The organism is Rhizobium sp. NZLR1 (assembly GCF_017357385.1).
GTDB lineage: Bacteria > Pseudomonadota > Alphaproteobacteria > Rhizobiales > Rhizobiaceae > Rhizobium.
Window position 1 is genome coordinate 3,546,026 of sequence record NZ_CP071632.1, and the last position, 22,325, is coordinate 3,568,350.

Annotated in this window: 21 protein-coding genes; 8 read left to right on the forward strand and 13 right to left on the reverse strand. The window is 59.7% G+C overall.

Going from position 1 to position 22,325, the window contains the following annotated elements; translation table 11 throughout:
- Window positions 1-186 precede the first annotated feature (186 nt).
- Complete coding sequence (locus J3O30_RS17635) at window positions 187-2,091, reverse strand: phosphatase PAP2 family protein (protein ID WP_207581529.1); 1,905 nt, start codon at window positions 2,089-2,091, stop codon at window positions 187-189.
- 178 nt (window positions 2,092-2,269) lie between these two features.
- Here J3O30_RS17635 and J3O30_RS17640 point away from each other — a divergent pair, with 178 nt between their 5' ends.
- Together J3O30_RS17640 and J3O30_RS17645 are read left to right on the forward strand one after the other, a co-directional pair.
- The gene (locus J3O30_RS17640) at window positions 2,270-5,656 is read left to right on the forward strand and encodes an ATP-binding protein (protein ID WP_207581530.1); all 3,387 of its coding nucleotides are present in this window, start codon (window positions 2,270-2,272) and stop codon (window positions 5,654-5,656) included.
- Entirely contained in the window at window positions 5,649-6,566 is a 918-nt protein-coding gene (locus J3O30_RS17645) for a response regulator transcription factor (protein WP_207581531.1), read from the forward strand. The genes J3O30_RS17640 and J3O30_RS17645 overlap by 8 nt, the downstream gene beginning before the upstream one ends.
- A 19-nt stretch (window positions 6,567-6,585) precedes the next feature.
- Here J3O30_RS17645 and J3O30_RS17650 read toward each other — a convergent pair whose 3' ends face one another.
- The 7 genes from J3O30_RS17650 to J3O30_RS17680 form a co-directional block, all read right to left on the reverse strand.
- A complete protein-coding gene (locus J3O30_RS17650; protein ID WP_207581532.1) occupies window positions 6,586-7,557 on the reverse strand; it encodes a D-glycerate dehydrogenase in 972 nt (323 codons plus the stop codon).
- A 240-nt stretch (window positions 7,558-7,797) separates the two neighbouring features.
- The gene (locus tag J3O30_RS17655) at window positions 7,798-8,919 is read right to left on the reverse strand and encodes a branched-chain amino acid ABC transporter substrate-binding protein (protein ID WP_207581533.1); all 1,122 of its coding nucleotides are present in this window, start codon (window positions 8,917-8,919) and stop codon (window positions 7,798-7,800) included.
- A gap of 120 nt (window positions 8,920-9,039) precedes the next feature.
- Window positions 9,040-9,393, reverse strand: coding sequence for a DUF6867 family protein (locus tag J3O30_RS17660; RefSeq protein ID WP_207581534.1), 354 nt, complete (start codon window positions 9,391-9,393; stop codon window positions 9,040-9,042).
- Window positions 9,394-9,412: 19 nt separating this feature from the next.
- Window positions 9,413-10,156 (reverse strand): ABC transporter ATP-binding protein, encoded by a 744-nt coding sequence (locus J3O30_RS17665; protein WP_207581535.1) that lies wholly within the window; start codon window positions 10,154-10,156, stop codon window positions 9,413-9,415.
- On the reverse strand, window positions 10,156-11,031 hold the full coding sequence (locus J3O30_RS17670) for an ABC transporter ATP-binding protein (RefSeq protein WP_207581536.1): 876 nt from the start codon (window positions 11,029-11,031) through the stop codon (window positions 10,156-10,158). Before J3O30_RS17670 ends, J3O30_RS17665 begins: the two co-directional genes overlap by 1 nt.
- Window positions 11,031-12,422, reverse strand: a complete 1,392-nt coding sequence (livM, locus tag J3O30_RS17675) for a high-affinity branched-chain amino acid ABC transporter permease LivM (RefSeq protein WP_164014065.1) — start codon at window positions 12,420-12,422, stop codon at window positions 11,031-11,033. The genes J3O30_RS17670 and livM overlap by 1 nt, the downstream gene beginning before the upstream one ends.
- Window positions 12,423-12,426: 4 nt before the next feature.
- Entirely contained in the window at window positions 12,427-13,329 is a 903-nt protein-coding gene (locus tag J3O30_RS17680; protein ID WP_207581537.1) for a branched-chain amino acid ABC transporter permease LivH, read from the reverse strand.
- A 536-nt stretch (window positions 13,330-13,865) separates the two neighbouring features.
- Between J3O30_RS17680 and cysQ the strand changes: the two genes are divergently transcribed.
- Both cysQ and J3O30_RS17690 read left to right on the forward strand, forming a co-directional pair.
- Window positions 13,866-14,663 carry a 3'(2'),5'-bisphosphate nucleotidase CysQ gene (gene cysQ / locus J3O30_RS17685; protein WP_207581538.1) on the forward strand — a complete coding sequence of 266 codons (798 nt, stop codon included), beginning with the start codon at window positions 13,866-13,868 and terminating at the stop codon, window positions 14,661-14,663.
- A 734-nt stretch (window positions 14,664-15,397) separates the two neighbouring features.
- Window positions 15,398-16,123 carry a sugar transferase gene (locus J3O30_RS17690; RefSeq protein WP_164014068.1) on the forward strand — a complete coding sequence of 242 codons (726 nt, stop codon included), beginning with the start codon at window positions 15,398-15,400 and terminating at the stop codon, window positions 16,121-16,123.
- Window positions 16,124-16,575: 452 nt separating this feature from the next.
- Here J3O30_RS17690 and J3O30_RS33220 read toward each other — a convergent pair whose 3' ends face one another.
- Window positions 16,576-16,848 carry a hypothetical protein gene (locus J3O30_RS33220; protein ID WP_246762686.1) on the reverse strand — a complete coding sequence of 91 codons (273 nt, stop codon included), beginning with the start codon at window positions 16,846-16,848 and terminating at the stop codon, window positions 16,576-16,578.
- 413 nt (window positions 16,849-17,261) lie between these two features.
- Here J3O30_RS33220 and J3O30_RS17700 point away from each other — a divergent pair, with 413 nt between their 5' ends.
- Entirely contained in the window at window positions 17,262-17,537 is a 276-nt protein-coding gene (locus tag J3O30_RS17700) for a DUF1153 domain-containing protein (protein WP_007533628.1), read from the forward strand.
- A gap of 20 nt (window positions 17,538-17,557) precedes the next feature.
- On the opposite strand, the gene J3O30_RS17705 is transcribed toward J3O30_RS17700, so the two are convergent.
- Window positions 17,558-18,025 (reverse strand): paraquat-inducible protein A, encoded by a 468-nt coding sequence (locus tag J3O30_RS17705; protein ID WP_207581539.1) that lies wholly within the window; start codon window positions 18,023-18,025, stop codon window positions 17,558-17,560.
- Window positions 18,026-18,158: 133 nt separating this feature from the next.
- Between J3O30_RS17705 and J3O30_RS17710 the strand changes: the two genes are divergently transcribed.
- Window positions 18,159-18,437 carry a GNAT family N-acetyltransferase gene (locus J3O30_RS17710; RefSeq protein ID WP_207581540.1) on the forward strand — a complete coding sequence of 93 codons (279 nt, stop codon included), beginning with the start codon at window positions 18,159-18,161 and terminating at the stop codon, window positions 18,435-18,437.
- Window positions 18,438-18,696: 259 nt separating this feature from the next.
- Here J3O30_RS17710 and J3O30_RS17715 read toward each other — a convergent pair whose 3' ends face one another.
- A complete protein-coding gene (locus tag J3O30_RS17715) occupies window positions 18,697-19,047 on the reverse strand; it encodes a hypothetical protein (protein ID WP_026188505.1) in 351 nt (116 codons plus the stop codon).
- 435 nt (window positions 19,048-19,482) lie between these two features.
- Between J3O30_RS17715 and ctrA the strand changes: the two genes are divergently transcribed.
- Complete coding sequence (gene ctrA, locus J3O30_RS17720) at window positions 19,483-20,184, forward strand: cell cycle two-component system response regulator CtrA (RefSeq protein WP_003542362.1); 702 nt, start codon at window positions 19,483-19,485, stop codon at window positions 20,182-20,184.
- 182 nt (window positions 20,185-20,366) lie between these two features.
- Here the strand turns inward: ctrA and J3O30_RS17725 are convergent, their stop codons facing one another.
- Window positions 20,367-20,729: a response regulator gene (locus J3O30_RS17725; RefSeq protein WP_207581541.1), complete on the reverse strand. Its 363-nt coding sequence runs from the start codon at window positions 20,727-20,729 to the stop codon at window positions 20,367-20,369.
- Between the two features lie 121 nt (window positions 20,730-20,850).
- Entirely contained in the window at window positions 20,851-21,498 is a 648-nt protein-coding gene (locus J3O30_RS17730) for a histidine phosphotransferase family protein (RefSeq protein WP_207581542.1), read from the reverse strand.
- A 194-nt stretch (window positions 21,499-21,692) separates the two neighbouring features.
- Between J3O30_RS17730 and J3O30_RS17735 the strand changes: the two genes are divergently transcribed.
- Window positions 21,693-22,280, forward strand: a complete 588-nt coding sequence (locus J3O30_RS17735) for an EipA family protein (protein WP_207581543.1) — start codon at window positions 21,693-21,695, stop codon at window positions 22,278-22,280.
- The last annotated feature ends 45 nt before the right edge of the window (window positions 22,281-22,325 follow it).

The window sequence follows — 22,325 nt, forward strand, 5'->3', positions numbered from 1 at the left end:
TGGTTGAGCCCCTCTTCTTGTTCCGCAACAGGCCGGAAACGGAATTTAACTGTTGCCGAGGGGACTATCGGGTGCTGCATCGCAAAAACACATACGCAAAATGACGTAGGCGCGGGGGCAAACGGACAGATCGAAGAAAGCGGCATCCCCCCAGCGGGAGATGCCCTGTCGGTTCTATGCGAAGAATTATTCGTCGATCGTCAAGATGACGGCTGTCGGGCCGTAAGAGAGGCTGGCCTTGTGCTCGGAAACGGTGACCTTACCCAAGGTGCCGACGACACCACCCGCCTTCAGGATCTCGATCTTCGTTCCGGGTATAGGGGTAATGCCATCGGCAAGCGTCACCTCGAGATCGCCGGCGAGCGCAGCCTTGCCCTCGACGGCCAGCGTGCCGGCGCCGTTCGCGCCGAGCGCCAGCTTTACCGTTGCATGGGCGAGCTGCTGATAATCACCGCCTACGATCAAAGGCTTGTCTGCCGCCACGACGAGCGAACCGCCATTGACCGTAAGGGCGCCGGCACCGAAGGCCGAGGGCGATCCAGCCACCAGCGCGCCGTCTTCGAGCACGGTGCCACCGGCATAGCTGTTGGCGCCCGAAAGCCCGAGAGTGCCGCTGCCGCGTTTTACCAGCCTGCCTTTGCCGGCGATGTCGTTGCGCCAGGTATCGATCGAATTGAAGCCGCCCTTTGCCGCGTCCATCGTCACGGTGACATCCTGCTCGAAGGCACCGTAACCATCGGCGGCGGCAAACAGGTTGAGACGACCGTAACCTTCCGCATCGTCAATGAGCGGATAACCCGAGGCGATTTCGGTGGTCTTCAGCACGTCGCGGCGCTGTTCGACGTCGAGATAGGGCAGGCGCGTTTCGAGAAGCGCTTCAGCGCCCTGCGGCACGCGAGCCGGCTGATCGGTCGCATGGATCGTCGGCATTCCGTAGCTCAGGCGCTGCAGCACGTAAGCGCGATTGGCGTCATGATCGGCAAAACGGTCTGCGGCGAGCGGCGCCGCATGCGCGGCGACTGCAAGCGCGCCCGCATCGGCAACGCCTGATTTGGCGAGGAGCCATGACTGTGCCCGGGTGTACGCATCGCTCTTCAGCGCGGCATTGTCGGCCTTGTTCAGATTATAGACGACCGTCGCAGTGCCGAGCATCCGGCCACCCATCACGTCGAGAGGGGAATGCATGCCGGCGAGGATGCGATCCTCGCCCAGTTCGCTGGCACGCGTGATCATTTCCTGAAAGCGCTGCGGCACGAGATAGGCCATGGCAAGCGCATCCCGCCAGGCTTCCGCCGTATGCCCGCTCGGGAAACCGCCGTCCTCGACCGGCTTGCCGCTCTTGGCCGGCTCAAGCGTCGGGACGACCGACACGTCCTGGCTCCAGCGATAGGGGCGGCCATATTTGAAATAGCGCTTGGCGGGTTCCGTCGAGCCGTCACCGCTTGCGGCGTTGATGAAATCGATAGCAAGGCCCATGTCCGGGTTTGCATCGGTCTTGTTTTCCGTATCCCGCTTGCTGCCGGCGCCGCGATTGTTGCCCTTGTCGTCATATTTGACCGTCGTTGCATCAGCCGCCACTTCGGTGATCGTGGTGGTCTGCTTCGAGCCGGCTTTCCAGGCATCCGTCAGCGGACCGAGGCCATCGACGATGCTAGCATTCTTGCCGCGCCGGTCGTCGAGATAGGCGGCCACCGCCTGATCGGCCGTCCGCGCCCGCGTCGCATTGACGACATAGGCGATGTTGGCGTCATGGACGGCTTGGTTGACGATATGGCCGTCGGTCTTGCTGGAGGGAATGCCATCCCAATCCGTCTTGGCGACCGCCGGGCAATTGTCCTTGGCCGGGGCTTCGACACCTGCATCGACGAAGGACGTGCGCGGGGTCCAGATTTCAAGGAAGCCGGAGAGGAGGTGAACGGCGGCGTTGGTGTCGACCGTCGAGAAGCAGGCGTCCCCGCGCTTGTTGGTGTTTCCGGCTTCGGCATAGGGCGCTTTCGCCGCCGTGGCCTGATCGGCGCTGGCAAACGAAGGCACGATGGAAACAAGGCAGACGAGGGCGGTGCTCAGGCGGCAAAGGCTTAAAGCAGACATGGAATACCCGAAATAGTTGAACGAACGCGGGGAGAGGTAGAGTTCTTGTGTGACAGGTCAATTTCAAAAATATTGCCATTCTGTGAACCACCCGGCGTCCGCCTCTTGCCTTTCCGCTCCATCCCGCCAAAACTCGCTGGAAGACGATGAGCCCCAACCGGAATGCTGAAAGGAAGACATGGCAGCGCGCCAACGCATCATTCCGGTAAGACGCGAATACAATCGCTGGGTCGCCAACCAGACGCTGGAAGATTATGCGTTGCGCTTCACCGCAAAGAGCGCACGCCATTTCTCTTCGCAACGCATCTCGCAGACGGCGATCGGCGCAATCTCTTTCCTGGCGCTCGAGGCGATCGGCGGCGCAATCACCCTCTCCTACGGCACCACCAACGCCTTTTATGCCATTATCGTCGCAAGCATCGCGATGCTGGCGATCGGCCTGCCGATCAGCCGCTACGCCATCCGCCACGGCGTCGACATCGATCTTCTGACGCGCGGCGCCGGCTTCGGCTATATCGGTTCGACCATCACCTCGCTGATCTATGCGAGCTTCACCTTCATGCTGTTTGCGATCGAGGCTTCGATCATGTCCGGCGCATTGGAGCTCACCCTCGGCATCCCGCTCTGGATCGGATACATCCTCAGCGCCGTCATGGTGATCCCGCTGGTGACGCATGGCGTGCGGCTGATCAGCAAGTTCCAGCTGATGACCCAGCCCTTCTGGATCGTGCTGAATATCCTGCCTTTCATCTTCATCGCCTGTTTGGACTGGGAAAAGTTCGATCTCTGGCGCGCCTTTGCCGGCATCCGCCATGCCTCCGGTCCGCCCGGCACCATCGCCGATTTCGATCTGGTGGAGTTCGGTGCTGCCTCTGCCGTTATCCTGGCGCTGATGTCGCAGATCGGCGAACAGGCCGACTTCCTGCGTTTCCTGCCGCCGGACCCGCAGCGCAAGTGGCGCCATCGCCTGGCTGTTTTTCTCGCCGGACCCGGCTGGGTCATTATCGGCGCGCCGAAACTGCTTGCCGGCTCCTTCCTCGTCGTGCTGACCTTTGCCTCGGGCGTGCCGCTTGATCGTGCCGCGGACCCGGCGCAGATGTATCTGACCGCTTTCGGCTACATGGTCCCCTGGCACAACGCTGCGCTGTTGTTGATGGCCGCCTTCGTCGTCATCTCGCAGTTGAAGATCAACGTGATGAATGCCTATGCCGGCTCGCTCGCCTGGTCGAATTTCTTCTCGCGGCTGACCCACAGCCATCCTGGCCGCGTCATCTGGCTGGTCTTCAACGTCGCGATCGCCCTGCTTTTGATGGAGCTTGGCATCTACCGGCTGCTGGAGGAAACGCTCGGCATCTTCTCGATCATCGCCATGGCCTGGCTCTGCACGATCTCCGCCGATCTTTTCATCAACAAGCCCCTTGGCCTCGCTCCACCCGGCATCGAGTTCAAGCGTGCCCATCTCTACGACATCAACCCGGTCGGCCTTGGCGCCATGACGCTGTCGGCGACGGTGTCGCTGATTGCCCATTTCGGTGCCTTCGGCGAGATCGCCGCCTCGCTCGCTCCCTATATCACCCTCGTCATCGCGCTGATCGCCTCGCCGGTGCTCGCTTGGGCGACGAAAGGCAAGTTTTACCTCGCCCGCAAGCCGCGACACGGTTGGAAGAACCTGACGAACATCACTTGCTCCGTCTGCGAACACCCGTTCGAGCCGGAGGACATGGCCTGGTGTCCGGCCTACGCCGCGCCGATCTGTTCGCTCTGCTGCTCGCTCGACAGCCGCTGCCACGACATGTGCAAGCCGGCCGCCCGTTTCAACGCGCAGGTCGGCACCGTCGCCAAGGTACTGCTGCCCGACGCCATTCTGGGGAAGCTGACGACGCGACTCGGCCGCTACGGCATCGCCGTCGTGCTGGCCTTGACCGCCATCGGCGCAATCCTGGCGATGATCGCCCATCAGGTCGCCGCCGCCTCGCCTGAAACAGCCGAGGTCGTCAACCGCACTATCCTCATCGTCTTCTTCGTCTTCTCGGTGATATCAGGGGTCGTTTGCTGGTTCTATGTGCTCGCCCATGACAGCCGCGTCGTCGCCGAGGAGGAATCCTCGCGCCAGAATACGCTGCTGCTCAAGGAGATCGCCGCCCACAAGAAGACCGACACCGCCTTGCAGAGCGCCAAGGAGACGGCAGAGGCCGCCAATCGCGCCAAGAGCCGCTACGTCGTGGGCTTGAGCCACGAACTGCGCACGCCGCTCAACGCCGTGCTCGGCTATGCCCAGATCCTTGAGCGCGACGAAACCATCCCGGCGCCACGTCAATCCTCGATCAAGGTCATCCGCCGCAGCGCCGAACACCTTTCCGGACTGATCGACGGCCTGCTCGATATTTCCAAGATCGAGGCCGGCCGCCTGCAGGTCTACTCCAATGAGATCAACATCCAGGATTTCCTCGACCAGATCGTCGATTTGTTCCGCCCGCAGGCGCAGGCAAAAGGCCTCGTCTTCATCCACGAGCGCTCGCCGGCCTTGCCGCAATTCGTCCGTACCGACGAAAAGCGGCTGCGCCAGATCCTCGTCAACCTGCTCTCCAATGCCATCAAGTTTACCGACGAAGGCAGCGTCACCTTCGATGTCGGCTATCGCAACCAGGTGGCGACCTTCACCGTTGCCGATACCGGCCGCGGCATCACCGAGAAAGATCTTCCCCGCATTTACGAACCCTTCCAGCGCGGCGAGGCCGAAAGCGTGCGGCCGATGCCGGGCCTCGGCCTCGGCCTCACCATCACCCGGCTTCTGACCAACACGCTCGGCGGCGAGATTTCGGTTTCGAGCGTCAAGGACGAGGGCTCGACTTTCCGCGTCCGCCTCATGCTATCGGCCGTCATGCGCGCCGTGGCCGCCGCGCCGCAGGAGAAGCGCATCGCCGGTTATGACGGCCCGCGCCGCACGCTCGTTATCGTCGACGATAACGAAGACCATCGCGAGATGATGCGCGAAATCCTGGCACCCCTCGATTTCATCATGCTGACGGCGGCGGGCGGCGCCGAATGCCTGACGCTGATCGAAGGCATCATGCCGGACCTCTTCCTCGTCGATATCCTGATGCCCGGCATGAACGGCTGGCAGCTCGTCTCGCGTCTGCGCGAGGCCGGCCAGACAGCGCCGGTGCTGATGCTCTCGGCCAATATCGGTGATGCCGCTGTTCTCAGCGACAGTGACGACAGCCACAATGATGCGATCGGCAAGCCGGTCGACATCCGCCAGCTCCGCGACAAGCTCGCTTTGCATCTTGGGTTGAAATGGGTCTATGCCGACGCTGCACCCGCAGTTCCCGTTAAGACCCAAGCGCCGATGCCGAGCCCAGGTGCTGCCCATGTGCAGGAATTGCTGCGGCTCGGTGAGATCGGCTATATCAGAGGCATCGAAGCCAAGCTTTCGGACCTTGCCAGGGTGGAGGCAAATCAGCCATTCACCGAGAAACTTCGCGCCTATGTCGCCGCCTTCGATCTCGCCGGCTTCATGACCTTCCTGCACGACTTCGACGAAAAGGTGGAACCCATTGGCTGAGCCGGCCCTCCCTCGCGACATCGTTCTGCTCGTCGACGACTCGCCCGAAGCGCTCGGCTTCCTGACCGACGCGCTCGAACAATCCGGCTTTTCCGTACTGATCGCCACGTCAGGCACCGCGGCCCTGGGTATCGTCGAGCGCATCACCCCCGATCTCATCCTGCTCGACGCCGTCATGCCCGCCATGGATGGCTTCGAGACTTGCCGCCGGCTGAAGGCGAATGCCGCGGTGGCGCAGGTGCCCGTCATCTTCATGACCGGCCTGACCGAGACCGAACATGTCGTGCACGCGCTGGAATCCGGCGGTGTCGACTATCTCAGCAAGCCGATCAATATCGACGAACTGCGCGCCCGCATTCGTGTCCATCTGCGCAATGCTCGCTCGGCCCAAAGCGCCCGCGTCGCGCTCGACGCAGCCGGCCGCCATTTGCTGGCCGTCAAAGGCGATGGCGCCATCCATTGGTCGACGCCGCAAGCAACACGGCTCGTCAACGCCGCCATGGGCAGCGACGACGGCATGGAAATCGTCGTCCGCCATATCGCGGGCTGGATGCGCGACCGCGCAGCCGCAGTGCGCGATAGCGTTATCTCTATCGCCCATGCCGGCCAGGCGGCGCTGCAACTCGCCTTCCTTGGCGCAATCGGGCCTGACGAATATCTCTTCCGCCTGACCGCCGCCAACCAGCGGCGCGACGACGAGGCACTGCGCCAGCGCTTCTCGCTCACCCAGCGCGAATCCGAAGTTCTGCTCTGGATCGCCAAAGGCAAGGCTAACCGCGACATCGGCGAAATATTGGGACTGTCGGCGCGCACGGTGAACAAGCACCTCGAACAGATCTACGTGAAGCTCGGCGTTGAGAACCGGGCGTCAGCAGCCGTCAAGGCCACGCACGTGCTGCACGAGATGTGAGGACGGGACGACAACCGCATCAAGCCACCCGATCCGGCAGGTCCCTGCCCTCGAAGAATGCCGTCACGTTGTCGACCACCTTCATACCCATGGCAGTCCGCGTCTCTTCCGTAGCGCTGCCGAGATGCGGCAGCACCATGACGTTCTCCATCCGCCGCAGCGCCTTCGGCACGTCAGGTTCCGCCTCATAGACGTCAAGCCCGGCGCCACGAATCGTCCCCGCTTCAAGTGCTGCAATGAGCGCCATCTCATCCACCACGTCACCGCGCGCGGTATTGATGAGAAAAGCATTCGGCTTCATCGTCGAAAGCCGCGCCGCATTCATCAGGTGCCTGTTCTCTGCTCCGCCAGGGCAGTGCAACGAAACGAAATCGGCAGCCGCCAGCACATCCTCGATCGCCGGCAATTGCCGCGCGCCGTACCGCGCCGCCTCCGCGGGATCGACGGTCGAGCGATTGAAGAACACGACGTCCATGCCGAAGCCGAAATGGCAGCGTTGCGCAAACGCCTTGCCGATCCGGCCGAAGCCGATGATGCCGACCGTCTTGCCGGTTACCTTGGTGCCGATCATATGGGTCGGGCACCAGCCCGTCCATTCGCCGCCGCGCAATTGCCGTTCGCCCTCGCCGCCGCGCCGGGCAACGGAGAGCAGCAGCAGCACGGCGATATCGGCCGTGCAGTCGGTCAGCACGCCGGGCGTATTCGTCACCGCAATGCCCTTCGCCCTGGCGGCTGATATCTCGATATGATTATAGCCGACGCCAAAATTTCCGAGGATCTTAGTGACCACAGGCGCGCCTTCGAAGACGGCGACCGGCAACCGATCGGAAACCGTCGGCAGCACCGCATCATAGGTAGAAAGCGCCAGCCTCAGCTCATATTCGCCGAGCGGACTGTCGTTGCCGTTGAGCGTCACATCGAAACGTTCGGCAAGGACGGCCTCCACCGCGGCTGGCCAGCGCCGGGTGACGAGAATGCGGGGTTTAGACATGGGCGGCTCCACTCGACGCTTCAAAAGGATGACGAGAGTTAAAGCATGTCGCGCAAAAGTGTGCAGCGGTTTTGCGCTAACGACTTGCGTAAAAACAAAGACCTAAAGCGCGAGGAGCGATTCCGAAAGATCGCGACGAACTTTAGACCAGCCCGGCGGAAATTGGAACGTTTCGCAAAAAGAAAGAAGCCCGGTCGGAACCGGGCTTCGATAGTCATCGCTCACAAAGGTAGCGAAAGCTTACTTGCCCTGCGGGACGTAGGTGTACTTGCCGTCCGCGCCCTTCTTCCATTCGTACATGATGTAACCAGGGATCTTCGGGTCGCCCTTTGCGTCGAACGAAATGTCGCCGAGAACCGTCGGGAACGGACCCTTTTCCTTCATGGCCGTAGCAACAGCCTCAGGATCCACCGAACCGGCAGCCTTGGCGGCACCGACGATCGCCTGCATCGCAGCATAGGAATAGAGCGTGTAGGCTTCCGGGTTGAAACCGGCGGCCTTGAACTTTTCGACGAGTTCCTTGTTGGCCGGGTTCAGCGTCGGATCAGGACCGAAAGTGTTCAAGGTACCGGCAACAGCGTCGCCAGCGATCGAGGCCAGTTCGTTCGAAACGATACCGTCGCCCGAAACCAGCGTTGCCTTCAGGCCCTGATCGGCGGCCTGGCGGATGATGAGACCGGCTTCCGTGTGCAGGCCGCCCCAATAGATGATCGAGACGCCGGCTTCCTTCATCTTGGCGATGAGGGCTGAGAAGTCCTTGTCGCCGACGTTGATGCCTTCGTACATGACTTCCGTCAGACCGGCGGCATTCATCGCCTTCTTGGTTTCGTCAGCAAGACCCTGACCGTAAGGTGTCTTGTCGTGAACGACGGCGATCTTGGCGTCCTTGAAGTGATCGGCAAGATACTTGCCGGCGATGGCGCCCTGCTGATCGTCACGGCCGCAGGTGCGGAACGTGTTCCAGAGGCCCCGTTCCGTAAACTTCGGGTTCGTAGCGGCCGGGGTGATTTCGAGGATACCGTTTTCGGCATAGACTTCCGAAGCCGGGATCGAAACGCCAGAGTTGAAGTGGCCGATGACGAACTTGACGCCGTCGGCAACGAATTTGTTGGCGACCGAGATGCCCTGCTTCGGGTCGGAGACGTCGTCGCCGAGCTCGAGCTTGATCTGCTCGCCGTTGATGCCGCCAGCAGCATTGATGTCGGCGGCCGCCTGCTCGGCGCCCTTCTGGAGCTGAGCGCCGAACGCGGCGTTCGGGCCAGTCAGCGGACCAGCGACTGCGATGAGGACGTCGGCCCATGCGTTGCCGCTGAAGGCGACCATCGCCGTCAGAGCCACTGCCGACAGAAGAGACTTCTTCATATTGTTACTCCCAATTTTTGGGCGGGTTCCGGTCCAAGGCCCAGCGCACTACCCACCATTGACTGCGCTAGGAAAGCTGTTCCACTCTGAAGGCAATTCATGCCTAGTTTCAACGGACTGTCAATGTTTGTCCTTCCACGAAAACGCGGAAGTTTTTTCATACAGCCAGTAATAGTTGTTGACCATCTGATTGGTACGGCGAAAGCGGAAGCCGGCCGTCGAGAAGACCAGCAGCATTACGAAATCGATGCAGTAGTAGAGGGTGCTGAGCATCGGCCCATCAAACAGGGCGTGGTGCAGGAACTGCATCGCCCAGGCGAGTAGGAAGGTGTAGACGACAGTCAGCGGATAGTCGTTCCAGCCTTCGGCAACCGCCTTGCCGGCGCGCCAGGCCGTCCAGAAGCCAATCAGCACGACGATCGCGCGGATGATCAAGCGGGCGCCGGTATCGCTTTCGAAGAAAAGTCCCTGCATGTCAAACTCCCCCTTCGAGCTAGTGTCTTCCGCCTTCGAGATAAGCAGCACGGACTTCAGGATTGGCGAGCAGCTCCTTGCCGGAGCCGCTCATCGTTACCTTGCCGTTCACCATCACGTAAGCGCGGTGCGAAAGCCTGAGGGCGGCAAATGCGTTCTGTTCGACAAGAAACACCGTCAACCCTTCCTGTTCATTAAGCTTCCGAATCGCCTCGAAGATGCCCTTGACGATCAGCGGCGCCAGACCAAGCGAGGGTTCGTCGAGAAGCAGCAGCTTCGGGCGCGCCATCAGCGCGCGGCCGATCGACAGCATCTGCTGCTCGCCGCCTGAAAGGGTGCCGCCGCGCTGGGCATGGCGTTCCTTGAGACGTGGGAAGAGCGTGAATATCTTCTCGACGTCCTCGGTGAAGTATTTGAGATTGTCGAGGCCGGCGCCCATCTGAAGGTTCTCCAGAACCGTCATGCGTGGGAAGATGCGGCGACCTTCCGGCGACTGCGCGATGCGCAGGCGGGCGATTTCATGGGTCGGAAGCTTGGTGATGTCGCGGCCCTCGAAGACGACCGAACCGACACGGGCCTGCGGGCTGCCGCAGACCGTCATCATCAGCGTCGACTTGCCGGCGCCGTTGGCGCCGATCAGGCTGACGATCTCGCCCTTGTTGACCTGGACATCGACGCCAGCCAGCGCACGGATATTGCCATAATAGGTTTCGACGCCATTTACCTGAAGGAGCGGTTGACCCGTCATTACTTCATCGCCCATCAGTTTGCGCCTCCTTCGAGCTGCTCGACGGTTGCGATCACCTCTTCCACTTCTTCATCCTCGACACCGAGATAGGCCGCGATGACCTTCGGATCGTTCTTCACGTGATCCGGCGTGCCATCTGAAATCTTCTGGCCGTATTCTAGGACGACGACGTGGTCGGATATTTCCATGACCACCGACATGTCGTGCTCGATGAGCAGGATAGATGTTCCGGTTTCAGCGCGGATGCTCTGCAGCAGCGCGTTGAGCGTAGCCGATTCCCGCGGGTTCAGGCCGGCGGCCGGTTCGTCCAGGCATAGCAGTTCCGGGCCGGTGCACATGGCACGGGCGATCTCTAGACGCCGCTGGGCGCCGTAGGGCAGATCGCCTGCCGGATCGTCGGCGCGGTCGATCAGATCGGCCTTCTCCAGCCAATAGCGCGCAAGCTCGATTGATGCGGCCGCCTCCCGTTTGTAGGGACCGATGCCGATGAGGCCGAGGATCGTATAACCCGACGCCTTCATCAGCTTGTTGTGCTGGGCGACGAGCAGATTCTCGAGAACCGTCAGGCCGGAGAATAGCCGGATGTTCTGGAAGGTGCGCGCCACCTTGGCTTCTTTAGTGATGCGAAAGTCCGGCAAACGCTCCAGCAGGTGCTGCTTGCCGCTCTTCTGGTTGAGCGTGATCATCCCCATCGTCGGCTTGTAGAAGCCGGTGATGCAGTTGAAGACGGTGGTCTTGCCGGCACCGTTCGGCCCGATCAGCGCGGTGATATCGCCGCGCTTGGCTTCGAAGGAGAAGTCGTTGATGGCCATCAGACCGCCGAACTTCATCGACAGGTGTTCGACCTTGAGAAGCGTATCGCTGGACATGGTGTTGGTGACGGGGCTCATCAACCATGGCCCTCCTTGATGAAGCTTCCGGATATTGCCTTGCGCGCCTTGAGGAAGGCGGTCGGTTCACGCGAACCGACGAAACCGCGCGGCTTGAACAGCATGACCACGACCATGGCGAGGCCGAAGATCAGCATGCGATACAATTCTGGCGTGAAAGTCGGCCCGAAGATCACTTTCAGGAAGTCCATTTCGCGCAGCAACTCGGTGCCGCCGACCATGACGATTGCGGCGATCGCAATGCCGGTCAGAGAACCCATGCCGCCGAGGACGACGATGGCGAGGATGACGGCCGATTCCAAGAAGACGAAGGATTCCGGCGAAACGAAGCCCTGACGGGCAGCAAAGAAGGACCCGGCGAAACCGGCAAACATCGCTCCCGTCGCAAAGGCCGTGAGTTTGGTCGTCACCGTATTGATGCCGAGCGAACGGCAGGCGATCTCGTCTTCGCGCAACGCTTCCCAGGCGCGCCCGATCGGCATGCGGCGCAGTCGGATGGTCACGTAGGCGGTCAGCATGCAGAGCGCCAGGATAAGGTAAAAAAGGAAGATCTTGTAGTAAGCCGAGGACATCGGCAGGTGAAAAAGCTTGGCGAAGCCGCCGGCCGTCGCATCGAAGGGAATGCCGAAGAGCGTCACCTTGGGAATGCTCGAGATACCGAAAGTCCCCTTGGTGACATCCGTCCAGTTGATGATGACGAGGCGGATGATTTCGCCGAAGGCGAGCGTCACGATGGCGAGGTAGTCGCCGCGCAGGCGCAGCACCGGGAAGCCGAGGATGACGCCCCAGAGTGCGGCGAAAATGCCGGAAAGCGGCAGGAGAACCCAGAAGGACAGGCCGAAATGGCTCGAAAGCAGCGCATAAGAATAGGCGCCGACTGCGTAGAAGGCGACATAGCCGAGATCGAGAAGACCGGCGAGGCCGACGACGATGTTCAGCCCCCAGGCAAGCATCACATAGATCAGGATCTGGATGCCGAAATTGTCGACATATGTCAGCGAGCCCTGAGGCCCTTTGATCGCCACCACCACCATGGGATAAAGCAGCAGCGCGATCAGCGCGATCTTTAGGAAATGCCGGTGGAAGAAGCTCTTCTCGGTTGAGATGGCGAGTTCACCCTGTCTCGCCTTTGCCAGCTTGCGGCTGTCGAGATGCGGCCGCAGGAAAACCACCGTGGCGAAGCGGCCGATCGCGGCGACAGCGACGAAGATCGCAAGCAGCCCCCAGCGCTGGACGATGATCAACTCGTTGTTGATGTTCTGATCGGTCTTGAGGCCGACATACAAAACGAACATGCCGAACGACAGGATGGCGGCGAAAAGAGCTTCGGTAAGGCCTTTACGGACAAGTCCTGCATCGGGCTTGCCTGCGGAATTATCAATGTTTGCCATGACGTTACACCTTCTCGACTTCCGGCCGTCCAAGAATACCCGTCGGCTTGAAGATCAGCACGAAAGCGAGGATGGCGAACGTCGCGACATCCTTGTACGCGATGGTGAAATAGGCCGACCACAGCGATTCGATCAGGCCTATCATCAATCCGCCGAGAACCGCGCCCGGCAATGAGCCGATGCCGCCGAGAACGGCTGCCGTAAATGCCTTGACACCCGGCGTGAAGCCGTCGGCGAACGAGGCGACACCATAATACATCAGGTACATCGTGCCGGCGACGGCGGCCAGTGCCGCACCCATGACGAAGGTGATCGAAATCGTCTGGTCGACATTGACGCCCAGCAGCGCCGCCATCTTGCGGTCCTGCTCCGTGGCGCGCTGGGCACGGCCGAGTGCGGTACGATTGACGATGTACCAAAAGACGGCGAGCAGCACGACCGTGATCACGATGATGACGATCTGTTTCAGCGACACCGAGACGTTGCCGAACTGATAGACCGAGCTGATCATCGGCGGGATCGGCTTGTTGCGCGGACCCTGCGTCACCTGGATGAAATTGGACAGCACGATCGACATGCCGATGGCGGTGATCAGCGGCGCCAGGCGGAAGGAACCGCGCAGCGGACGGTATGCGACTCGCTCGATCGTCCAATTCCACAAACTCGTCATCAGCATCGCGACGACAAGCATCGCCAGCAGCAGAACCGCCACCGGAAGACCTGCGAAGATGGATGTGAGGACGAGAAAGACGATAAGAGCGGCAAAACCACCGAGCATGAAAATGTCGCCATGGGCGAAATTGATCATGCCGATAATGCCGTAAACCATCGTATAGCCAATAGCCACAAGGCCATAGATGGATCCGAGCGTCAGCCCATTGAAGAGCTGCTGGACGAAATACTCCATATGTCGTTTTCCCCTGGATACGAGCCCAACAGGCTGCATCTCTTTTTGGTTCTTTGGTTCCCCGTTTCAGAGAACCTCATAGGCCGAATGCATACCGGTTTCGTTGGAAATGTGAAGACAAAAAGGATTTACTCCGACAAATTCTTGTCCGAACAGGCCTAACTGGCGCATTTTGAACCAAAGTCCACAGAAAATCGGCAAGGAAGGACCTATTTTTGGTCATAAACTGCCAGCGAGTTAACGATCCGAAGATGTCGCCGTCGATTTTCTACGCCGTTCGTCGCACAAGCTATTCCATAGAATTGGAAGATGGCGCAAATTCAAACCCCAACCCAGGTTCTTTTACGAATACCATTTCACCAGCAGACGCCCGATCTTCGTCTGACATCACTGAAAACTTATGGTAGCATCGTGGAACTGCGGTATCGGGGATGCAGAGCGCGACGGGAAGCACCATATCAAGCATGTGGTGAAAGGGATGGTTTGCGGATGAGCGACCGTGGGGTGCTCGCCGCATGGCGAACGGCAAAAGGACAATGCTGAGGACATTTGAACGGGCGGCGCTCGAAGCCGGCAAGGCCATTATCACGGTCTTGCGCAATGGCTTCCCGGTCGCCATGAAAGCGGATGCAAGTCCAGTGACGGTCGCCGACGAGGAGGCCGAACGCATCATCCTCGCTCATCTCGCCAGAGATTATCCCGAAATACCCGTCGTGGCGGAAGAATCCGTCGCCGCCGGAAAGGTGCCCGACATCGCCGGCCGAGGCTTCTTCCTGGTCGACCCTCTCGACGGCACGCGCGAATTCGTCGATGGGCGGCAGGAATTCACCGTCAACATCGCCTATATCGAGAACGGCGCCCCGGTGGCCGGCATCGTCTATGCGCCGGCGCTCGGCCTTGCCTTCTCAGGAGAACGGGGGCGGGCGCAAAGGTTCGTCGTGACCGATGATTTCGCGGTTGGCGCACGCGCCGCAATCGCCGTGCGCGAACAGCCGGACGACAGGCTGGCGCTTGCAAGCCTTCGTCACAACAGCCCGGAGACCGGAAACTTCCTCGCCCACCACGCGATCTCCAAATGCACGAATATCGGCTCCTCGCTGAAATTCTGCCTGCTGGCCGAAGGCAAGGCCGACGTCTATCCGCGCTTCACGCGTACTATGGAATGGGACACGGCGGCTGGCGATGCGGTGCTGCGCGCCGCTGGCGGTTCGACGGTGACGCTCGACGGCGCGCCGCTGAGCTACGGCAAGACCGGAACTGCCGCTGATTTCGACTTTGCCAACCCGAACTTCATCTCCTGGGGCGGCACCAAACGCGTCCTCGAACCGGTGTAGCCACCCGCAGCAATCCCTGAACGTCGGGCAGCGGCGCGATTTCTCGCACCGTGACGATTTCTGCACCTGCCGCGGCAGTCGCAACCGGCCCCGGCTTGGAGCCCGCCCCTTTTCTCCTAATGTCTGCCGGAAGTGTGCAGCGGTTCCGGGACAACAACACGCGCTTTGGAAGCGGGCGCCACGTGATCCAGGTCATATCGTCTTGTCATGATCGAGCGGCTGTCCACGGGACCGGACCGCTAGCAGTGGTCTGAGAGTGATTCGCAAACGGCGTGGGCGGATCAAGTGATTCTGGGGTGCGACGCCGTTTTTTCATCGTTCCGACGCCAGATCGTGACCCATTCCGCCTTGATTTTGTCATATTCCGACACAGCTTGAGAATGATCGAGCAGCCTCGCTAAAAAGTTTTCGCGTCGGCAATCGTTAAAATTACCGTCTGACGACCGTCGGTCGCGTGCCGAAACAGCACGTCGGAACACCCCTGGAAGCCCTCGCCAAAGGCCTAGAAACCTTGACGAAATTCCAATTATTAACGAAATATCATGAGCTTGCCTCAACTTATCGCAAATGCGAAAGATTTGCTGCGATGCGATATTTCTCTGGACACCATTACACAATTGTCGCATTTTTCCGTTTTAGTAGGGTTACCAAGACCTGAGTGCAGCCCTGGTGACAGGGTAAACCATTGATCGCCTATTGCCGCCGCACCCCTCGAAGACAACAGAGTACGATCCTTGAGCATCACGGAACTAAACAACAGCATTTCGACAGAGTCCTTTAGGCCAAGCCGCCGCCAGCAGCCCAGCCCGAAGATCCAGACCCCTGTCATCCATAGCGATGCGCCGCAGGCGCCGTGGATGGATCTCGTCTTGAAGCGGGCGTTCGACATCGTTTCGTCGTTGAGCGCCCTCCTCGTCCTCGCCCCTTTCCTTCTGTTCGTCGCCTTGCTGATCAAGCTCGACAGCCCAGGACCGGTGCTCTTCAAGCAGACCCGCTGGGGCAAGAACTGCAAGACCATCAAGGTCTACAAGTTCCGCTCGATGCGCACCGATCTTTGCGATGTCTCGGGTATTGCCCAGACAGTGAAGAACGATCCGCGCATCACCCGCGTCGGCGCCATTCTTCGCCGCACCAATGTTGATGAGCTGCCGCAGTTGCTGAACGTGCTGATGGGTCACATGTCCGTCGTCGGTCCGCGCTGCCATGCAATCGGCATGCGTGCCGGCGGCATGCTCTACGAAGAGCTGGTTCCGGAATACCATCAACGCCATGCCATGCGTCCCGGCATGACGGGTCTTGCCCAGATGCGCGGCCTGCGCGGCCCGACCGACCGTCCGGCCAAGGCGCGCGCGCGCATCGTCAGCGATCTCTATTACGTCGGGAATTTTTCGATTGTGATGGACATCCGCATCATTGCCGGAACCGTCGTGTCGGAGCTGACCCGAGGAAAAGGTTTCTAAGCTTTATGAGAGGGACCGGCTGCCTCAGCAGCCGGTCCCGCAATGCTCTGGCGGCCGCCTGCATGCGGCTGACCAAGAGCTTGCGCATTGCGCTCCTCAGATAAGTCCCAGCGTGTGTGACGAGAGACCGAAATGATCGTGACTCATCGCTGCCTTTGCCGGCCGCCGACCAGCGCGCGCATTCGATTTCGCGCCGAGTAAGCCTCGCCGACCGGCTGTCGTCCGAACTGCATCGTCGCAAAACCTTGGCCAGAAGTTCCATGCACCCGTGACGCAGCGCCATCGCGTGCGTGGACATGGGCAAGCGCCTGAAAAGGCGTAGATGTATTATTTCAGGTCATCGCCGTGCGAGCGCGAAGGCGAAGGCACTCTTCAGCGCATGCATCTGAAAGAGCGGGTTGAGGCGGCGTCTTTTGGCAACGCCGCCCGCAATCGCCCCTCCTTACAGAAGATTAGGCACGATCGTCCGCTTCGCCACGGTCACCAATCTGATGCAATAGAAGAAATCGGTCGCCCAGCAAAAGCCGGTCAGGCTTCCCTCCGAGTTGCCGGTCAGCCGGACTTCGATGAAAGCCGTGCGGTCGCTTCTCGGGAAAGCCGAGGGCAAGATAAAAATCGAAGTCCGCAAGCTTTGTCATCTCGCCGAGCCGCTCCTTGGCGCCGTTCGGCGCGACCGGTCCGTGAAGGCGAAAATCCAGCATCCTCAATGCAATCGCCGCGCGCATGCTCACTTCTTTTCATCTTCGTACCACGTATGGCCTGCTTCAACCGAACCCCGCCGCTGGCAGCAAAAGGCTCCGAGCCGGGCGTTGGCAAAGACGACTTTTGCACTGCATCCGACGAACCAGATCACCAAAAGCGCGAGCTGGACTGATACACCAAAAGGAACGGAGACGATGTCTTGCGCTCAGCCCTATACCCAGCGCCACAAAGATCATCCCGGGAAATCAGTCCTAGTTCTTCGGCTCGCCCCCTTTTTTCGGCGCTACAAATTAACGATCTGCAGATGGCCGTCCCAGGCCACCGGCCGCGCCAGGGCATCTAAATTTGTTATCAAAGTCTTACGATGAGTTTAGGCAAATTTTAAATGTGGCAAGCTAGAGTGGCGTCCGTGGTCTTGCGTTGTGTAGAGAGTCCAATGACCGAAATGATACGTCCCCGAGTTAAATATGTCATCGGCCCCGATGGCAGCCCCCTGACGATCGCGGATCTTCCGCCGCCCAATACGCGGCGCTGGGTGATCCGTCGGAAGGCAGAGGTTGTCGCGGCTGTTCGCGGTGGCCTGTTGAGCTTGGAAGAGGCCTGCGAGCGTTATACGCTCACGGTCGAAGAATTCCTCTCCTGGCAGTCATCGATCAACAGCCATGGCCTTGCCGGCCTGCGCACCACGCGCATCCAGCAATATCGCCACTGATCGCACGCCATCATCGACATCTATTTCGGGCCGGACGCATCTCCCGTCAGGGAATGAAGAAGGCCCGAAATCATTGACGAGGCGGCGTAACACCAGAGGCCGGGCTGGGTGAAGGCATTTGCCAGCCCCGTTGTCTTCGCCGCCGCAATGACGATCGCGACCAGCAGCACGTCCATCATTGACCACTTGGACAGATGCGGCACGACGCGACGATAGAACAGGCTGCCGGCCCCACCGCCGGCGGTCGTCACTTCCGCGGCAATGCCGATCATCTTCAGAAGCGGGAGCAGAATCGAAACCAATGCGACGATCGCCGCCAACAGCCCATCCCCGCCTTGCCACAGCGACATAACGATCTCGATGAGCGAAGGCGTTCTGTCGAAGAAATACAGCGTCTCGAAATGGACCAGCGGCAGGACGAGGCCGAGCGCCAGGAAGAACGGCGCGGCCACCAGAAGAACGGGGCGGATCATCAAAAGCGCTCTCATTGCGCTGAACCCCGCATCGATCCGACATTTTTCATGAACACTTCGTCTCCCAAAGAATCGCCGCACAGGCTTGGCACGGCTGTGTGGCCGTGTCACCGTCGGCTACCACCATATCTGGTTGCAAGGAACGACAATGGACATTCGAAATGAAGATGGCGCCTCCGGGGGCCGCTATGCAGCCGAGGTCGAAGGGCATGCGGCGGAGATGACCTATTCGCGCGCATCGGCGAAGCTTATCATCATCGACCATACGGCTGTACCCGATGCGCTACGCGGCAAGGGTGTAGGCCAGGCATTGGCGCTTCATGCCGTGGAGGCAGCCCGAACCGGCGGCTGGAAGATCATACCGCTGTGCCCCTTTTTCAAGGCGCAGGCACAGCGCCATCCGGAATGGCAGGATGTGGTGAACTGATTCTGGCCCGAAGGGGCGGTTTTAAGCCGACGACCCTTCAGACGGCGAAAACACCAAAAGCCATGTATGACGGACAGTGCGCCCGTCATACATGGCTTCTCAGTGGCGATCGCCAGGGCGCCGAAGTCGGCGCCCGCGGTTTTCTTTTACGCCCTAGAACAGGATGATTTTAGGCCAGATCGGCCTAAGATCTGAATCCTGTTCTAAATTGAAGAGTAAGAGCATGATGTTGTCCGAAAACCGCTCACACTTTTCGGCATCATGCTCTGGCGCGGGCGCCGCTGTCACGCTCTTCCAGCGCCGTCGCTCTTGCATATTCGGCCTGCATCTCCTCGAGCGCCATTTCCAGCGTCTCTTCCTGCATCTTCAGTTCCTTGATCGAAACCTGCAGGTTATCGGCCCGCTGACGCGCGGCCTTGGCGAAGGTCGGATAGGCAAAGTGATTCGGATCTGAGATACCGGACTTCTTTTCCTCGACGACGATCTGGCTTTCCAGATCCTTCGTCATTCGTTCGAATTCGGACATCATCATCTGCAACTGCTGCAATTGACGTCGTTTTTCGTTCACCTGAAACTCTTTCAGACGAACGAGGCTCTCTCGCGACTTCATACGCATTACTCCCGTGATGCGAGACCCCGGCTCAACTTGAAACCGCCCTGCGCGCCGCTTTGACACGGTTTGCTAAAAAATTTCCTGCGATATTAACAAATACCTACCGCTGGTAACCTTTCGTTTACGGGCATCGTTAATGATAGGCCAGATGATTTAAGGGTCGGTAAATGCCGCGGCATGAAGTTCGAACCTTTTCATTGGCGAGTCGGATGAATCACTTAGCGCCTTTTCCTAATGTCAAAGTTTAGGAGCGCCATTTGAGATTCCTATTGGAAAACAGAGAAATGGAAAAAATATTTAATAAATTCGATACTCCTTGCCAGAGTGAATTAGAATTTGTTAACCATTTCGTGGCAGCTTCCAAATCACGTAGCGTGTTCGGTATCGTGTAGGGGGCCAGACCACCTTTCGGCGGCGGTAAAGGGGATAATTATGCGGGTACTTCTCATCGAGGATGATAGCGCGACGGCGCAGAGCATCGAGTTGATGCTGAAATCAGAAAGTTTTAATGTTTATACCACCGATCTCGGTGAAGAAGGCGTCGATCTGGGCAAGCTGTATGATTATGACATCATCCTTCTCGATCTGAACCTGCCCGACATGTCCGGATATGAAGTGCTTCGCACGCTCCGGCTGTCCAAGGTCAAGACACCGATCCTCATTCTGTCGGGCATGGCCGGCATCGAAGACAAGGTTCGCGGCCTCGGCTTCGGCGCCGACGACTACATGACCAAGCCCTTCCACAAGGACGAGCTCGTCGCCCGCATCCATGCCATCGTCCGCCGCTCCAAGGGCCACGCCCAGTCGGTCATCATGACTGGCGAACTGATCGTCAATCTCGACGCCAAGACTGTCGAAGTCGGCGGCCAGCGTGTCCACCTGACGGGCAAGGAATACCAGATGCTGGAGCTGCTTTCGCTCCGTAAAGGCACTACCCTCACCAAGGAAATGTTCCTGAACCACCTTTATGGTGGCATGGACGAGCCGGAACTGAAGATCATCGACGTCTTCATCTGCAAGCTCCGCAAGAAGCTCGCCAACGCCGCCGGCGGCGCCAACTACATCGAGACCGTCTGGGGCCGTGGCTACGTTCTGCGCGAGCCGGATGGTGCCGAATACGCTGAAACCGCCTGATTTTCCGATCCCCCTTATCGGATAACGAAAATCCCGCCCTTTCGGCGGGATTTTTCGTTTCTGCCTGGCAATAAGAAACCGTCCTGAGAGGATCGGGGCTGGATCGGTACAAAGGGAAACAGTGGCTGCGGCCGAACGTGCTTACACCTTCGGCATCATGCTGCATGGGGAGAGGCATGCCATCAGGCAGCGATTGCGCGGTTTCCAAAAACAGCGGTCAAGATCTTGCGATCGAACGGCTTCAGCAGGAAGTCGGTGGCACCGGCCCGTTTGCCCGCCATCAGTTTCTTCAGATCCGCCTCGACGACACAGTAGTAGATCTTGACCTCTTTGCCGCCGTCCATGGCGCGGATGGCGGCGATGAGGTCGAGAGCGCCTTCCATGCCGGAATCGACGATCAGATATTCCGGCAGCTCCGCCTGGCAGCGCTGCAGTGCCTCGGCGGCGTTGGAGGCCTCGCTGACAAGAAAGTCGAGTTCAGAGAGAATGCGCTTGCCGACCTTGCGGACGATATCCGAATTATCGGTGATCATGAACCTTTGCATGGGCGCTCCTTTGCCCCCGCATTCGTCGCAGCAAGAGGCCTCTTACAACCCTGGAGGATAGGTCCATCAGGCTAAGGAATCGTTACCGGACGGGCGCGTACACCCGCCCCTCGCTCCGAAATCAGGCAGCGGCGGCTACCGCAGTGAACACCAGCTCTTCTGGGCTGGCGCTGTGATCAAGCGTCATTCCGCACTCCTGCGCCAGAAGCACGGTGTAATAGGGCTGGATCGAATGAGCGTCGATCGCCTCCTCGATGGTGCCGGTCGATATCTCGACGAATTTCGGCGGCAAGCGCATCAGTTTGCCTTTGGCCGTGAGCTTGAACCTTGCATCGAACTCGGGGTTCTCAAGCGTTACTTCGAGGACGCCGCCGCGCGGGATAGCGGAATAAGCAACCAGAAAGAGGTTGAGCAGCAGCTTGACGCGATTCTTGGCGACGATGGCGCGCGGCCCGTTCCAGATCACTTCGGTCTTCTTCTCGGCGACGGCGAAATCTTTGGCTGCTCGCTCGGCCTCGCCGGTGTCGATCGAGGCACCGACAGAACCCGAAGCGCCAAAGGCGAGGCGTGCGAATTTCAGGCGGACGGAGGCGTTGAGCGCGCTGGTGCGGATCAGGTCCATCGCATCGGCATCGGCACCACCCTCATCCAGGAGTTCCAGGCCGTTATTGATCGCACCGACCGGTGAGATGACATCGTGGCAAACGCGGCTGCAAAGAAGCGCGGCCAGATCCGGGCCGGCCAAGGTGAGATTAAGGTTCTTGGACATCATCGTCTCCTGAGGGGCAGCAATTTCATTGCGCCCGGGAATATGCTTCATCAAAATTGCGCGAAGTTTGCGATCGTATTCGGTGCCATAATGACACCATATTTGGTAAACCGATTGTTAAGATCATCGGCGCAAAATGCACCAATCGCCGCGAGCGCTTGCCCGCTCCAGCCAAACGACGAACGGATGATACCATGTGCCCTCGATTTCCGCACCGATTCATCGACTTCTACAGGTTGCTTTCGGCCCTCGTCTTCTCCTCGCTGATGGTTGCCGGACCTGCCTCCGCTCAGGACAACGGCCAGTACACGATGCAGGAAATCGTTGACGCCGGCCACTCCTTCTTCGGTTCCGCCAGCGGCGGACTTGCCAAGGTCGTCGAGAGTGCCTTCCAGAAATACGGCCTGCCAAATGGCTACATTCTCGGACAAGAGGGCGGCGGCGCCTTCATCGCCGGCCTCACCTACGGCGAAGGTCAGTTGAACACCAAGAACGCCGGCGAACACAATCTCTACTGGCAAGGTCCCTCGCTCGGCCTCGATTACGGCGGCCAAGGCTCACGCGTAATGATGCTGGTCTACGACCTGCCCTCCGTCAACGGTATCTATGCCCGGTTCGGCGGCGTCAGCGGCTCTGCCTATGTGATCGCCGGATTCGGCATGACGCTTCTCAAGAACAATGACGTCCTGGTCGTGCCGATCCGCACCGGCGTCGGCGCCCGCCTGGGTATCAATGTCGGCTATCTGAAGATCACCCAGGCACCGACCTGGAACCCCTTCTGAGGCCGCAAGGTCGCTGGAATCCATCCTCGCCCGCATCAGCGGCCT